At 65.2% G+C, this 14,653-nt stretch carries 16 protein-coding genes; 7 read left to right on the top strand and 9 right to left on the bottom strand.

Features of this window, described 5'->3' with window-relative positions:
• Positions 1-20: 20 nt before the first annotated feature.
• The 5 genes from VSR82_RS06905 to VSR82_RS06885 all read left to right on the top strand — a co-directional run bounded on the left by VSR82_RS06905 (position 21) and on the right by VSR82_RS06885 (position 6,742).
• Positions 21-1,172 (top strand): efflux RND transporter periplasmic adaptor subunit, encoded by a 1,152-nt coding sequence (locus VSR82_RS06905; protein ID WP_368583366.1) that lies wholly within the window; start codon positions 21-23, stop codon positions 1,170-1,172.
• 16 nt (positions 1,173-1,188) lie between these two features.
• Entirely contained in the window at positions 1,189-4,263 is a 3,075-nt protein-coding gene (locus VSR82_RS06900) for an efflux RND transporter permease subunit (protein WP_429456182.1), read from the top strand.
• A 99-nt stretch (positions 4,264-4,362) separates the two neighbouring features.
• Positions 4,363-5,331: a quinone oxidoreductase family protein gene (locus VSR82_RS06895; protein WP_498857538.1), complete on the top strand. Its 969-nt coding sequence runs from the start codon at positions 4,363-4,365 to the stop codon at positions 5,329-5,331.
• 150 nt (positions 5,332-5,481) lie between these two features.
• Positions 5,482-6,069, top strand: a complete 588-nt coding sequence (locus tag VSR82_RS06890; protein ID WP_410850103.1) for a DUF4337 domain-containing protein — start codon at positions 5,482-5,484, stop codon at positions 6,067-6,069.
• 55 nt (positions 6,070-6,124) lie between these two features.
• Positions 6,125-6,742, top strand: coding sequence for a LysE family translocator (locus VSR82_RS06885; protein WP_429456187.1), 618 nt, complete (start codon positions 6,125-6,127; stop codon positions 6,740-6,742).
• A 24-nt stretch (positions 6,743-6,766) separates the two neighbouring features.
• Here the strand turns inward: VSR82_RS06885 and VSR82_RS06880 are convergent, their stop codons facing one another.
• The 5 genes from VSR82_RS06880 to VSR82_RS06860 form a co-directional block, all read right to left on the bottom strand.
• Positions 6,767-8,041 carry an RNA polymerase sigma factor gene (locus tag VSR82_RS06880; protein ID WP_368583513.1) on the bottom strand — a complete coding sequence of 425 codons (1,275 nt, stop codon included), beginning with the start codon at positions 8,039-8,041 and terminating at the stop codon, positions 6,767-6,769.
• A 16-nt stretch (positions 8,042-8,057) separates the two neighbouring features.
• A complete protein-coding gene (locus tag VSR82_RS06875) occupies positions 8,058-8,471 on the bottom strand; it encodes a YciI family protein (RefSeq protein ID WP_018438308.1) in 414 nt (137 codons plus the stop codon).
• A gap of 180 nt (positions 8,472-8,651) precedes the next feature.
• Positions 8,652-9,005, bottom strand: coding sequence for a YciI family protein (locus VSR82_RS06870; protein ID WP_410850099.1), 354 nt, complete (start codon positions 9,003-9,005; stop codon positions 8,652-8,654).
• Between the two features lie 321 nt (positions 9,006-9,326).
• Complete coding sequence (locus VSR82_RS06865; RefSeq protein WP_429456189.1) at positions 9,327-9,800, bottom strand: hypothetical protein; 474 nt, start codon at positions 9,798-9,800, stop codon at positions 9,327-9,329.
• 702 nt (positions 9,801-10,502) lie between these two features.
• On the bottom strand, positions 10,503-10,775 hold the full coding sequence (locus VSR82_RS06860) for a DUF1488 family protein (protein ID WP_368583374.1): 273 nt from the start codon (positions 10,773-10,775) through the stop codon (positions 10,503-10,505).
• A 346-nt stretch (positions 10,776-11,121) separates the two neighbouring features.
• Here VSR82_RS06860 and VSR82_RS06855 point away from each other — a divergent pair, with 346 nt between their 5' ends.
• Positions 11,122-11,607, top strand: a complete 486-nt coding sequence (locus VSR82_RS06855) for a GNAT family N-acetyltransferase (RefSeq protein WP_429457740.1) — start codon at positions 11,122-11,124, stop codon at positions 11,605-11,607.
• A gap of 48 nt (positions 11,608-11,655) precedes the next feature.
• The gene (locus VSR82_RS06850) at positions 11,656-12,006 is read left to right on the top strand and encodes a DOPA 4,5-dioxygenase family protein (protein WP_368583515.1); all 351 of its coding nucleotides are present in this window, start codon (positions 11,656-11,658) and stop codon (positions 12,004-12,006) included.
• A gap of 30 nt (positions 12,007-12,036) precedes the next feature.
• Here the strand turns inward: VSR82_RS06850 and VSR82_RS06845 are convergent, their stop codons facing one another.
• The 4 genes from VSR82_RS06845 to VSR82_RS06830 form a co-directional block, all read right to left on the bottom strand.
• Positions 12,037-12,351, bottom strand: a complete 315-nt coding sequence (locus VSR82_RS06845; protein ID WP_410848669.1) for a high-potential iron-sulfur protein — start codon at positions 12,349-12,351, stop codon at positions 12,037-12,039.
• 36 nt (positions 12,352-12,387) lie between these two features.
• The gene (locus tag VSR82_RS06840; RefSeq protein WP_429456194.1) at positions 12,388-13,077 is read right to left on the bottom strand and encodes a nitroreductase; all 690 of its coding nucleotides are present in this window, start codon (positions 13,075-13,077) and stop codon (positions 12,388-12,390) included.
• A 109-nt stretch (positions 13,078-13,186) separates the two neighbouring features.
• A complete protein-coding gene (locus VSR82_RS06835; RefSeq protein ID WP_429456196.1) occupies positions 13,187-13,909 on the bottom strand; it encodes a PepSY-associated TM helix domain-containing protein in 723 nt (240 codons plus the stop codon).
• Positions 13,906-14,589: a Fe2+-dependent dioxygenase gene (locus VSR82_RS06830; protein WP_410848672.1), complete on the bottom strand. Its 684-nt coding sequence runs from the start codon at positions 14,587-14,589 to the stop codon at positions 13,906-13,908. Before VSR82_RS06830 ends, VSR82_RS06835 begins: the two co-directional genes overlap by 4 nt.
• Between the last annotated feature and the right edge of the window lie 64 nt (positions 14,590-14,653).

Below are 14,653 nucleotides of genomic sequence, written 5' to 3'. Positions count from 1 at the left end.
AGCCGAGCAAGGACATCACGATGGCCGAAAGAAAACCGATGACGAAGCGGATGGTGATCATGTTGATCTGCGTCGGCCTGCTGCTCGCCGCGCTGGTCGGCTTCAACCTGTTCCGCGCGCACATGTTCGCGAAGTTCATGGCGGCCAACACCACGCCGCCCGCGACGGTGTCGGCGGTGGTGGTCCACTATCAGTCGTGGCAGCCGCAGCTCGCGGCGGTCGGCAGCCTGCGCGCGGTGCGCGGCGTCGACGTGACGACCGAAGTCGCCGGCCTCGTGCGCCAGGTCGCGTTCGTGTCGGGGCAGGAAGCGAAAGCCGGACAGATCCTCGTGCGACTCAATGACGACAGCGACGTCGCGCTGCTGCAATCGCTGCAGGCCGCGGCCGACCTCGCGCAGACGGTCTACGAGCGCGACCGCGCGCAGTACGACATCAAGGCGATCGCGAAAGCGCAGCTCGACGCCGATGCGGCGGACCTCAAGGGCAAGAAGGCGCAGGTCGCGCAACAGCAGGCGCTCGTCGACAAGAAGACGATTCGCGCGCCGTTCGCGGGGCGCCTCGGCATCACGACGATCAATCCGGGCCAATACCTGAATCCGGGCGATACGATCGTCACGCTGCAAGCCATCGATCCGATCTACGCCGACTTCTCGGTGCCGCAACAGCAGCTCGGCCAGCTCGCGATCGGCGCGACCGTCAGCGTCGATACCAACGCGTACAGCGGACAAAGCTTCACCGGCAAGATCCAGTCGATGAGCCCGAAAGTCGACAGCGCGACACGCAACGTGCAGATCGAGGCAAGCGTCGACAATCGCGAGCGCAAGCTGCTGCCCGGCATGTACGCGAACGTGAAGATCGACTCGGGCGCCGAGGAGCGCCACCTGACGCTGCCGCAAACGGCGATTACCTACAACCCGTATGGCGCGACCGTGTTCATCGTGAAGCCCGGCACGCAGCCCAACGCGCAGGGCAAGACGCTGCCCGTCGCGCAGCAGGTGTTCGTGACGCCGGGGCCGACGCGCGGCGACCAGGTGGCGATTCTGAAGGGCGTCGACGATGGCACGCAGGTCGTGACTAGCGGCCAGCTCAAGCTGAAGAACGGCACGCCGCTGATCATCGATAACCGCGTCCAGCCGTCGGACAGTCCGAATCCGACGCCGCAGGAACAATAAGCGAGGCCGCCCGATCATGTTCACGGACATCTTCATCCGCCGGCCGGTACTCGCTTCGGTCGTGAGCCTGCTGATCCTCGTGCTCGGGCTGCGCGCGCTCGCGGTGCTGAAGGTCAGCCAGTATCCGCAGACCGAGAACGCGGTCGTCACGATCACGACGGCCTACTATGGCGCGAACCCGGACACCATCGCCGGCTTCATCACGCAGCCGCTCGAAGCGGCGATCGCGCAGGCGCAGGGTATCGACTACATGTCGTCGACGAGCATCACGGGCGTGTCGACGATCGTCGCGACGCTGCGTTTGAACTACGACGCGAACCGCGCGCTGACCGAGATCAACACGCAGATCGGCTCGGTGCGCAACCAGTTGCCGCCGCAGGCGCAGCAGCCCGTACTGACGGTGCAGACCGGGCAGACCACCGACGCGATGTACATGGGCTTCTACAGCAGCGTGCTGCCGAGCAACAACGTCACCGACTACCTGTTGCGCGTGGTCAAGCCGAAGCTCGATTCGATCCAGGGCGTGCAGACCGCCGAAGTGCTCGGCGGGCGGCAGTTCGCGATGCGCGCGTGGCTCGATTCGGCGCGGCTCGCAGCGCACGGCGTGAGCGCGAGCGACGTGTTCACCGCGCTCGGCAACAACAACTATCTCGCGACGCTCGGCACGACGAAGGGGCAGATGGTCAGCGTCGACCTCGAAGCGGGCACGGACCTGCATACCGTCGACGATTTCAAGCAACTCGTCGTCAAGCAGAAGAACGGCTCGATCGTGCGTCTCGAGGATGTCGCGAACGTCGTGCTCGGCGCCGACAGCTACGACTTCAACGTCGCGTTCAGCGGCAAGCGCTCGGTGTTCATCGGTATCAAGGTCGCGCCGGACGCGAACATTCTCGATGTGGCCAAGCGCGTGAAGACCGTGTTCCCCGATCTGCAGAGGCAGTTCCCGACCGGCATGACGGGCGACATCGTGTATGACGCGACCGACTTCGTGAACACCGCGATCAGGGAAGTGATCAAGACGCTCGTCGAAGCGCTCGTGATCGTCACGATCGTGATCTTCCTGTTTCTCGGCAGCTTCCGCGCGGTGATCGTGCCGTTGATCGCGATGCCGCTGTCGCTGATCGGCACGTTCTTCGTGATGCAGGCGCTCGGCTATTCGATCAATCTGCTGACGCTGCTCGCGCTGGTGCTCGCGATCGGGCTCGTCGTCGACGACGCGATCATCGTCGTCGAGAACGTCGACCGGCATATGAAGCACGAAGGCAAGACGCCGTTCGACGCCGCGCTGATCGCCGCGCGCGAACTCGGCGGCCCGATCGTCGCGATGACCGTCGTGCTGATCGCCGTATATGCGCCGATAGGCTTCCAGGGCGGGCTGACGGGGGCGCTCTTCACTGAGTTCGCGTTCACGCTCGCGGGTGCGGTGACGGTATCGGGCGTGATCGCCCTCACGTTGTCACCGATGATGTGTTCGCGCTTCTTTCGCGCGGAGCAGGAGTCCGGGCGTTTCGCGCGTTTCGTCGACCGTCAGTTCGAGCGCGTGCATCGCGGCTACGGCCGCCTGTTGCACGCGACGCTCGATACCTGGCCCGTGTTCGTGATCATGGGCGCGCTGCTGCTGTGCGGCACCGTGTATCTGTTCATGACCTCGAAGTCGGAACTCGCGCCGCAGGAAGATCAGGGCGTGGTTCTGTCGCAGATCATCGGGCCGCCGAACGCGACGATCCAGCAGATGCAGACCTACGCGGACCAGGTGTTCGACGCCTCGAAGTCGCTGCCCGAGTACTCGCAGATGTTCCAGCTGACGGGTTCGCCGACCATCAACCAGGGCATCGGCGGGGTGCTGTTCAAGACCTGGGATCAGCGCGGCAAGAATGCGACCGAGCTGCAACAGGAGTTGCAGCAGAAGTGGAATCAGATCGCGGGCGCACGCGTCGCGGCGTTCCAGTTTCCGCCGTTGCCGGGCTCGCAGGGCTTGCCGGTGCAGTTCGTGATCAGCACGACCGAGCCGTTCCAAAACCTCAACGAGGTGTCGCAAGCGGTGCTCGAAAAAGCGCGCGAGAGCGGGATGTTCTTCTTCGTCGATACCGATCTGAAAATCGACAAGCCGGAAGCGGTGCTCGTCGTCGATCGCGATAAGGTGGCCTCGCTCGGGCTGTCGCAAAGCGACGTCGGACAGGCGCTCGGTTCGGCGCTGGGTGGCGGCTACGTGAACTACTTCTCGATCGCGGGGCGTTCGTACAAGGTGATTCCGCAGGTGCTGCAGATCGATCGGCTCAATCCGTCGCAGGTGCTCGACTACTATCTGCGCACGCCGGACGGCAGCGTGATTCCGGCGTCGACGGTCGCGCATATCAAGCACAGCGTCGTGCCCGAATCGATCAATCACTTCCAGCAGCTGAACTCGGCGACGATCTCCGGCGTGACCGTGCCGGGCGTGTCGCAAGGCCAGGTGCTCGATTTTCTGCGCCAGGCGACCGCGCAGGTCGCGCCGGCCGGCTATTCGGCCGATTACTCGGGAGCATCGCGCCAGTTCGTGCAGGAGTCGGGCGGCTTCGTCATTACGCTGCTGCTTGCAACGATCATCGTGTTCCTCGCGCTCGCTGCGCAATTCGAGAGCTTCCGCGATCCGATCGTGATCCTGATCTCGGTACCGATGGCGCTGTTCGGCGCGCTGATCTTCATCAACATCGGCCTGACGACGCTGAACATCTACACGCAGGTCGGCCTCGTCACGCTGATGGGGCTCGTCAGCAAGCACGGCATTCTGATCGTGCAGTTCGCCAACGAATTGCAGCGCGCGGGCCGCGGCAAGCGCGAAGCGGTCGAGGAAGCCGCCGGCGTGCGGCTGCGTCCGATCCTGATGACGACCGCCGCGATGGTGCTCGGCGTGGTGCCGCTCGTGATCGCGTCGGGCGCGGGCGCGGCGGGCCGCAACGCGATGGGGCTCGTGATTTTCACGGGCATGTCGATCGGCACGCTGTTCACGCTGTTCGTGGTGCCGGCGATGTATATGTTTCTGGCCGCCGATCATCAGCGGCATGCTCAGGCGAAGGCCGGCGAGGCGGGTCAGGCGGGTCAAGGGGGTTAGCGACTGGTGGTTCGCGTACCCGGTGCGCGTTCATCACCTAGACTACGGTGCATTCGCTGCGCAACGCGGCGCAAGACCAACCAATCGGAGCCACGCACGATGAAAGCGATTCAGTTCAAATCTTTTGGCAGCCCCGAAGTGCTCGAATACGTCGATCTGCCGACGCCGCAAGCCGACGCGGAGCATGCGGTCGTGCGGGTGATGGCGGCCTCGGTCAATCCGAGCGACGTGAAGAACGTGGCCGGCCGTTTCGACCATACGGTGCTGCCGCGCATACCGGGGCGCGACTTCAGCGGCGTGGTCGTGGATGGCCCGGCCGCGTGGCGCGATGCCGAGGTGTGGGGCACCGGCGGCGACATCGGCTTCACGCGCGACGGCACGCACGCCGAGTACCTCAGCATTCCGGTCGCCGCGCTGTCGCGCAAGCCCGTCGCGTTGAGCCACGTCGAGGCGGCGGCGATCGGCGTGAACTTCGTGGTCGCATGGCTCGGCACCGTCGAATACGCAAGCTTGCAGGCCGGCGAGACCGTCGCGGTGCTTGGCCCGGGCGGCGGTGTCGGCGGCGCGGTCGCGCAGATCGCGAAGGCACGCGGCGCGCGCGTGATCGCCGTCGATCGCCGGCCGCTCGATCCGGCCACGCCTGCGGGTCGCCTGATCGACGCCTACGTGCCGTTCGACGAACACGCAGCCGAACGTGTGCGCGAGTTGACCGGCGGCGCGGGCGCGGAGGTCGTCTACGACACGGTCGGCGGTGTCGCGTTCGAGACCGCGCTGAGTCTCGCGAAACGGCGCGGCCGCGTGCTCGAAATCAGCGCGACTGGCAAGCGTCGGGTCGAGTTCGATCTGATCGATTTCTATCACAACGAGACGCAATTGCTCGGCGTCGACAGCGCCAAGCTCGGCGTCGCGCAATCGGCGCCGCTGATGACGGCGCTGGTCGAGGGCTTCGACAGCGGCAAGCTGAGCGGCCCGGCGATAGCACAGGAATTTCCGCTCGCCCGTGCGCGCGAAGCCTACGACGCGGTCGCCGCCGGTACGCGCGGTCGCGTCGTGATCCGCATGCAATAACTGGCCTCCGACACGGGTCTCCGCAACCGGCTGGCGGCGACGCTGCATTGAAGCCGCGGCCTCAGGCCGCCCGCAACACGCTAAGATTGAGGCCGCCGGGCGCCCGCGCCGCCCGGCGAGAACGATAAAAGCATTGCCTCGGAGAATCTGATGTCTGATGAATATGAAGTGCACGGTCCGCACGACCACGCCGTCGAACACGCCGGCCACGCCGGGCATCACGACGCCGATCCGTTCGCGAGCCGGATGGCCGTGATGACCGCGATCCTCGCGACGATCGGCGCGCTGTGCGCGTACCAGAGCGGCAACGCCGAAAACCTCGCGCTGTTCTTCAAGAACGAAGCCGCGATCAAGAAGACCGAAGCGTCGAACCAGTGGAGCTATTACCAGGCGAAGGGCGAGAAGGAAAACCTCGCCGAACTCGGCGCGGCGCTGTCGGCGCCCAATAGCGACGCGCACGCGAAATTCGTCGCCGACGTCGAGAAATACAAGAAGCAGAAGGAGCCGATCCGCGCGAACGCCGAAGCGATCGAAAAACAGGTCGTCGCCGCCGACACGCGCAGCGAAACGCTGCTGCATGGCCATCATCGCTGGGCTCAGGCGACGCTGCTGATTCAGGTCGCGATTGCGCTGTGCGCGATCACGCTGCTCACGCGCAAGAACTGGCTTCGTAATGTGTCGTACCTCGTCGCGGGAGCGGGCGTCCTGACCGCGGGCGCGGCGTTTTTCGGGCTGTGAGCGAGATGCATCGGTTGCCTTCTTCGAGCCAGTGCTTTTCAACAGGGAGTGTGTCGTGATCGATGGGGCCGCCGTGGTCGGCGTGTTTTCCGTGTATATCGCGGGCGTGGTGAGTCCGGGCCCGAACTTCGTCGCGGTCGCGCACAAGGCCGCTTCGGCGACGCGCATCGAAGCGCTCGCGATGGTCGCCGGCATCGTGCTCGTCAATCTGTTCTGGGCAAGCTGCGCGATTCTCGGCGTCGGCATCGTGTTCGCCGCGTTCCCGTGGCTCGCCCTCGTGGTCAGGATCTTGGGCGCCTGTTATCTGCTGTGGTTCGGCGGGCGGCTGATCTTCAACGCGTCGGCGGCAAGGCAGGCGGTGCTCGTCAAGGCACCGGCGGGCGGCTTCAGGCAGGCGTTCGCGCAGGGTTTCGCGACCAACATCGCGAATCCGAAGTCGATGGCGTTCTTTGCCGCGGTGTTTTCGTCGGCCGCGCCCGCGCATGTGAGCACCGGCACGTTTGCCGCGATGCTCGGCATGGTGTTCGTCGTCGCGAGCAGTTGGTATGGGTTCGTCGCGCTGGCGTTGTCGCACGCGCGGATCGCGTCGGCGTATCGGCGCGGCAAGAGATGGGTCGATCGCGTGTGCGGCGGGTTGATCGTTGCGTTGGGGGTACGGCAGCTGATTCGTTGAGGCGGCACTCAGAGGTGCCGAAACTCAATGCGCAAGCCCGCGCGCACGCTCCAGCAACAGCTCGCGCTCGCGCGTGTTGCGCGTCATCGCCGCGGCGCGCTCGAACTCCGCGCGCGCTTCGTCGATGCGTCCGAGCTTGACCAGCAGATCGCCGCGCACACTCGGCAACCAGTGATAATTCGCGAGCGCTGGACCAGCGGCGAGCGCATCGACGATTTCGAGTCCGGCCGCCGGCCCGAACGCCATCCCCACCGCGACCGCGCGATTCAACTCCACGACCGGCGACGGCGCGACCTGCGCCAACGCATCGTAGAGCGCGACGATCTGCGCCCAGTCGGTGTCCTCGGCGCGGCGCGCCCGCGCATGACAGGCGGCGAGCGCCGCCTGCAACGCATAGGGCCCGCTTGCGCCGCCAAGCGCGTGTGCGCTGTCCAACGCCGCGAGGCCGCGGCGAATCAGCAGCGGGTCCCAGCGGCTGCGATCCTGATCGAGCAGCAGCACCGGCCGCCCGTGCGCATCGGTGCGCGCATGGGTGCGCGACGCCTGGATCTCCATCAGCGCAACCAGACCGTAGACCTCGCTTTCGTCGGGCACGAGTCCGCTCAACACGCGCCCGAGCCGCAGCGCCTCCTCGCATAGCGCCGGGCGCATCCAGTCGTCGCCGGCGGTGGCCGAATACCCTTCGTTGAAAATGAGGTAGATCACCTGCAGCACCGACGCGAGCCGCGCCGCGCGCGCGTCCGCCTGAGGCACCTCGAACGGCACGCGCGCCGCCGACAGCGTGCGCTTCGCGCGCACGATCCGCTGCGCAATGGTCGGCTCCGGCACGAGATACGCGCGCGCGATTTCGTCGGTGGTGAGGCCGCCGAGCAGGCGCAGCGTCAGCGCGACGCGCGCATCGGTCGACAGCACCGGATGGCACGCGGTGAAGATGAGCCGCAGCAGATCGTCGCCGATGTCGTCGGCGCGCGCGGCATCGAGCGCATCGACGAAATCGGGCACCACGTGCGCTTCGATCGCGTCGAGATCGTGGCCGAGCTCCTCGCGCTTGCGCGCATGCAGCGCTTCCTGGCGCAGGCGATCGAGCGCGCGGTTTTTCGCGGCCGTCATCAGCCAGGCTCCGGGGTTGTCGGGCACGCCCGCGTCCGGCCAATGCTCGAGCGCGGCCACCAGCGCGTCCTGCGCGAGTTCCTCGGCGAGCCCCACGTCGCGCACGATCCGCGCGACGTGAGCGATGACCTTCGCGGATTCGATCCGCCAGACAGCGTCGATCGCACGATGGGTGGCCTGTATCGTCACGGCTTCAGCCTTCACCTCAGCGGTGATCTTCTTCGAGCTTGCGAAAGCGCTCGACTTCCGGCCCCGGCTCGAAGTCGTCGAGTTCGAAAAGCTGCCGCACTTCGATTTCGCCATCGGCGTGTTCACCGAACGGCGCGGGGAAACGCCGCGCCCATTCCATCGCCTCGTCGCGCGAGCGCACCTGGATCAACGTGTAGCCAGCAATCAGCTCCTTGGTCTCCGCGAACGGCCCATCTACGACGCTCCGTTTGCCGCCGCTATAGCGCACGCGCCAGCCTTTCGAGCTCGGCTGCAGGCCGGTTGCGTCGAGCAGCACGCCGGCCTTCGCGAGTTCTTCGTGGTAGGCGCCCATCGCGGCGATCAGCGACGGTTCGGGCATCTCGCCGGCTTCACTCGCGGCCGTGGCTTTTACGATGATCATGAATCGCATGTCGTTGCTCCTTGTTTTTTGTGGTTCGTCGTGAGTGGATTCGCGTGAATCGCTTGAAGGGGCCACGCTGGCTAGCCCCTTACTCACACGACGCGCAACGTACGGTCCGATCGACACCTGCGGCGGTCCCGGCATGCCAGGGAAAACACCAAAAGCGGACGACGTGAGAGCCACGCGTGGCTAGATGAAGCACGGCCCGAGCTTGCGCACTTCGACCGTGCACCACGCCGCCGCCGGACAGGTTTGCGCGATCGCCACGGCCTCTTCACGGCTGCCGCAGTTCAGCAGAAAGAAGCCGCCGATCATCTCCTTCGCCTCGGCGAACGGCCCGTCGACGAGCTTCGACTGGCCATTGCGGACCTGCACGCGCACGGCGTCCTTTTGCGAAGTCAGCGATTCGACCGCGAGCAGCTTGCCGCGCGCTTTCAGGTTCTGGGAGAACCGCACCATCTGGTCATAGAGGTCGCGACCGGCGGCTTCGCCGCGCTCCTCGCGTTGGTCCGTGGGTTCGACGATCAGCAGCATGTAGGACATGGTGTCTCCGACAGGGCTCGGTTGCATGCGCGGTTCGGCATCGCGACGACGTCAGCGACGCCTGGCCTCGGCGGCATAGCGGGTAGGCCGGCAGGTAGATAGGTGGCAATCAGGCGCAGCCAGTCTAGCAAGCGGGAATCTCAGCGGCAAACGCGCCCGACGGGACTTCTACGGACACTCGTAACGAGCCACGCGGCGCGCGGCAGCCGGCCGTGCGCGAAACGTCGATGCCGCTTTCAAGGATTCTGCGGAATCGATTTACGTCCGCGCTGAATGTGAAAAACGCCCCGATGTGGGGGCGTTGTGCTTGTTGCGGGCCGTTCAAACTGGCGCTTCCGCCAGCGCTCTCAGCCGCGCGGAGCGCATCAGACCTTCGATCATTTTCGCTTCCGCGCTCGCCAGCTCGGTCAGTGACGCGGCCGACAACTGTCCGTCGAAAATCGCGAGCGCCGCGCACAGACTTGCATAGTCGTCGTCTTCGAGCGACCAGCGGCCGGTCTCGCGCTCGCGCACATCGAGCCGCACCATCGCCGCATGCGCGCTTTCGATGTCCGCGCGCGCGTCGGCGCCCAGTCCGGCGCGCGTCAGTTCCTGCGACACCAGCAGATGCCGGCTCAGCGTTGTGTGCAGCGTGCGTGCGCCGTGGCCGCGGCGGAATGCATCGAGCGCGGCGTAGGACTGCAACAGCATGGTCTGCGTGACCGGCGCGTGTGCGGTGCGGCTCTGCGTCAGGGAACGCAACAACGGGGACATGGCCGTGCGGCCGGGCTTGCGAACTCGCGATTTGCTGGACATCGATTCAACCTCCTTCTTTCGGCAGCGCGCCCGGACTTCGGCACGCGACGGCGGCAAACGCCGCGCTCAAACGTCCGACGCATTTCGCGCCCGACAGTTCACGCTCTGCGACGCGCCGGTTCTTCGAACGTTTCGAAGAACGCACTGTCCCCATATCGGTTCGAAGCGGCCGGAAACAAGAAGCGATGTTGCGACGAAAAAAAGCCCTGTTCCGCGAAGAAACAGGGCCGACAGGATGGAACAGTCCAGCAGGCGCGTGGAGTGCCTGCAAACCTATAACCACCTAACCTGCAAAGCTATTGCCTACGTGTACTGCAACGGCAATTTCTACCGCTCGACAGCAAGTTTCAAACTGTCGATTCAATCCACTTCCAAATACCACTGCATGCGGGCCGGTCCTCGTTATTTCCTACCACTGGCCGCTACCCCTTCGCGCGCGTTCTCGATGCATTGCGCGCTTTGTATTGCGTCAACTGCGAACTGCGAACTGCGAACTGCGAACTGCAGACTACTTCATCAACGGTACGGTTCAAATCCGACACGAGGGGAAATCGCATCGATGGAGTTCGGTGATTTGTCGCTCCATGGAAAAGAGTGTAGGCGCGCACCCGCGAATGCAATTGCGCGAAGCGAGGGGCTTTGGCGGCTTAATTTGGCGAATCGATGTAACAGCGGAGTTTCCGGCCCGCCGCGCCATGCACGTCAACCGCGTGTAGAGAAATCGTCGATCGTCAGCAAGACCTTCTCACCGGGACGCGCGAGCATTTTTCGTTCAGCGATCGCGGTAATGCGTTGGCGCCCGTCCGCGAACGTCTTCAGAATGCGCGCCTCACCGGCGCCGCGTTGCAGCCAGAAGTGCTGTTCGAGCGCCTCGCATGTGACCGCGCATTCAAGGTCTCGTCCCCGTGACGAAAGCTGGAAAATCACCGCTCGTCCATCTGCCGAGACGCTGGGTACCGCCTCGATCATCGTCATAGCCCACCTCGCAACGTTGATTACGACGTTCGCCGTATGACGCGAACGTCCCCGGGAAAATCATCTGACGCTCACCGCATCGGGAGGCCCCGTTTTGTCTGTTCGTACGTTGGTGCAGATAGCGCGTCCGCGATGAAGGCAGACAGCAAAGCAAAGCGCATGCCATCCAACGCCGATAGCGACACAGGCCCTCGCGTCACCGGCAACGATGACCCGCATCGCAAAGTGGGAAGACCGCAACCTGGCCGTGGTAAAAAAGCGCAGCGGACGCGACAATCGACGACAATTCTTACTCGCGCCTCGCACGATCATCGCGTGCGCGATTGCGAGCCACTACCTTGCCGACATGTCCGCCCCACTGCCCGACCAACGATCCGGGTTGACCTTGCGCCCCGCGCAACCCGACGACGAACCCTTCCTGCTCGAACTGCGCAAGGCGACGATGACCGAACACCTGGCGCGCGCCGGCGAGCCGACCGACGAAGACGCCCATCGCGCGCGCCTGCGGCATCGCTACGACGCCGCGCAGGTGATCTGCATCGACGGCGCGCCCGCGGGCCTGTTGAAGGCGCATCGCAACGACGACGAATGGTTCGTCGCGCAGTTGCAGATCGCGCCGGCGCTACAAGGCCGCGGTATCGGCGAGCAGGTGCTGCGCACGATCCTGCGCGCCGCCGCGGCCGAAGCGCTGCCGGTCAGCTTGCAGGTGCTCAAGGGCAATCCCGCCAAACGGCTGTACGATCGTCTTGGCTTCGAGATCGTCGGCGAGGATCAGATACAGTTTCACATGCGCGTTGCAGCGCGCGCGCCGGCGGAAAACGAAGCAGAATGAATGTCGGATAAAGACTGATACGGAACGAGCCTGGCAATGAACTCTGATATGACCTTTCGCGATGCTTCAGCCATACAAAGCTGGCACGCGCACATCTATTTCGACGCGGCGAGCCGCGACGCCGCCTGGGCGTTTCGCGAGCAGATCGATGCGCATTGGGGCGACAAACTGCAGATCGGGCGCTTCCACGAACGGCCGGTCGGCCCGCATCCGATGTGGTCGTATCAGCTCGCGTTCGCGCACCAGCAGTTCGCCGACGTGGTCAGCTGGCTCACGCTCAATCACGGCTCGCTCGATGTCTTTCTGCATCCGAATACCGGCGACGCGTTGCGCGATCATCGCGACGCCGCCGTGTGGATCGGGCACTCGCACGAACTCGTGCTAAAGGCGCTGCTGTAGCAGCCGCGGACGATGCGCCGGCGTGCGTGCTCACATATTCGTGTACGCGCTGCACCAGCCGCGCGACGCGACCTGTTTGGCGCCGAACAGCGTGCAGCCGCCGTACTCATCCGACGCCTTGCCCTGGAACAGCGAGCAGTTCGCGCACGATTGCCCGGCCGCGAAGTTCGGGAACCTGGCCTTGTCGACCTTCGACGCATCTTCGGTATAGCCGACCTTCTGCGCCTGCGGATCGCTCTCGCTCAGCGCATTGGGAACGGTCGCGGCGAACGCGACGCGAGACAGCGCGAGCGACGAGCCGACGCCCGCGCTGACCAACAGGAAATGGCGGCGCGATGTTTTCATTTTCGTTTGCCTCTGGGTGGGGACTGAGGTCTGCGATCAATCGAGAAAACGCGTGAAGCGCTCGACCGGCTCGCGCTCGGGGCGCAGCGTATTGACTAGCGCATTGGGGTCGGCGAGTCCGAGCGACATGCCGCACACGAACTGCTCGTTCTCGGGCAGGCCGAGATGTTCGGCAATCAGCCGATGAAACCGCATGAACGCGGCCTGCGGACAGGTGTCGAGGCCGCGTCCGCGCGCGGCGGTCATGATCGCCTGCAGGAACATGCCGTAGTCGAGCCAGCTGCCGCGCTCGAGGCTGCGATCGATCGTGAACAGCAGGCCGACGGGTGCGTCGAAGAAACGGAAGTTGCGCGAGTGCTGTTCGTGCATGCGCGCCTTGTCGCCCTTCTCGATGCCGAGCAGGCCGTACATATCCCAGCCGATCTTGCGGCGCCGGTCGACGTACGGCGACTGCCATTGGCGCGGGTAGTACGCGTACTCCTCCTGGTACAGCTCGTCGCGCTGCGGATGGTCGTAGGCCGCGAGCAGATCGCGCGACAGACGCGCGAGCGATTCGCCCGTCAGCACGTACACCTTCCAGGGCTGCGTGTTGGTGCCCGACGGCGCGTAGCTGGCGGCTTCGAGAATGGCTTCGATGTCGGCGCGCTGCACCGGTGTCGGCAGAAAGGCGCGCACCGCGCGTCGCGTGGTCAGCGCGGTGTCGACGGGGTTCGCGGGAGAGGTCATCGGCGGACGGCGGCAAAGCCAGCGAAGTAGGTCTGCGACGATTCTAGCGCGTACCGCTCCGAGCCTGCCCGCCAGCGCGCGGGCTTCGTCCGGGACGTTGCGCTGCGCCTTACATCGTCCCCAACGCCACCGCCGCCGCAATCGAACCCGCCACGAGCACGAGCCCCACCGTCTTGCGCCTGTTCAACTCGGTCCACAACAGCACGCCCGTCAGCGACAGCAGGATCAGACTGCCCGCGAGCGTATCGATCAGCAGCACCCAGCCGACGCTCAAGCCCACGCCTTTGTGCATGTTCGTCAGCATCGCGAGAAAGGTATTCGCGCTGCGCTTGACCGTCACGGTGTTATTGCCGACCCAGTATTCGGCCGAGGTATTTTCTTTCGGCGACGCGAAATTCAGCTGCCAGTGCTCGGGCTGCACGACGCTGCGATCGCCCCACGCCACCGGATGCTCGGGTTCTTTCTGCACACGCCCCGGATTGCCGGCGATCTTCAGCTCCTGCTTGAGCCACTTCGCGAGTTCGCGCGGCGTTTCCGGTGCCGGTTGCGGCAGCGGCACCTGCATCACCGACACCTGCGGCTCGCCGGTCGACACGCGCAGCGGACCGCCGCGATGGTTCAGGAAAAAGCCCGTCGTGCCGAACAGCAGACCGAGCGCCGCGCCCCACAGTCCGACCCAGCCATGCACCTGGCGCAGCCACTTGATGAAAGTCGCGCGGCGCGAGCGCCGCTGGCGCGCTCTCAGTTCATCGCCGTCGAGCCGGCGCAGTTCGTGCGCGCCATGTTGGCCGGCCGCCGGCGGTTCAACGTCGAGGGTGTCGGATTCGCTCACGTTTCGCTCCAGGTACGCAGCAGATTGTGATAACAACCGACGAGGCTGCGTCGCGCAGCGTCGTCGGCATGGGTGGCGTTGAGCCGTTGAATCGCGGTGTCCATGTCGAACAGCAGCGCGCGATGCGTGTCGCTGCGCACGAGGCTTTGCACCCAGAAGAAGCTCGCCACGCGTGCGCCGCGCGTGACGGGCGTCACCTGATGCAGACTCGTCGCCGGATAAACGATCATGTCGCCGGCCGGCAGCTTTACCTGCTGCACGCCGTAGGTGTCTTCGATCACGAGTTCGCCGCCGTCGTATTCGTCGGGTGCGCTAAGAAACAGCGTCACCGACACGTCGGTGCGCAGCTTCACGCCGTTCGGCAGCACGCGCACCGCGCCGTCGACGTGGCTGCCGAACTGCATGCCGCCCTCGTAGCGGTTGAACAGAGGCGGATACACCTGGTTCGGCAGCACCGCGCTGATGAACAGCGGATTGCGCTCGATCGCCGCGACAATCACGTCGCCGAGTTCGCGCGCGATCGCTGAGTGCTCGGCGATCTGCTGATTGCGCTTGACCGGCGCGCCCTGATAGCCCGCGGTCGCGCGGCCATCCACCCACGCGTCGCCGGCTCGATCGAGCCGCTCGCGCACGAAGCGCAATTGTTCGGCGTCCAGTACCTTCGGAATGTGCAGCAGCATAGTGTGTCCTTCGAGTCGGCTTGCCGTTTGCAAAGCGGCAAGCCCAACGGATGAGCTCAGCGTG

It is taken from the genome of Burkholderia sp. JPY481 (assembly GCF_038900515.1).
Taxonomy (GTDB): Bacteria; Pseudomonadota; Gammaproteobacteria; order Burkholderiales; family Burkholderiaceae; genus Paraburkholderia; species Paraburkholderia youngii.
The sequence above is the reverse complement of the archived record's forward strand: the minus strand, read 5'-3'. Positions and strand labels throughout refer to the sequence as shown.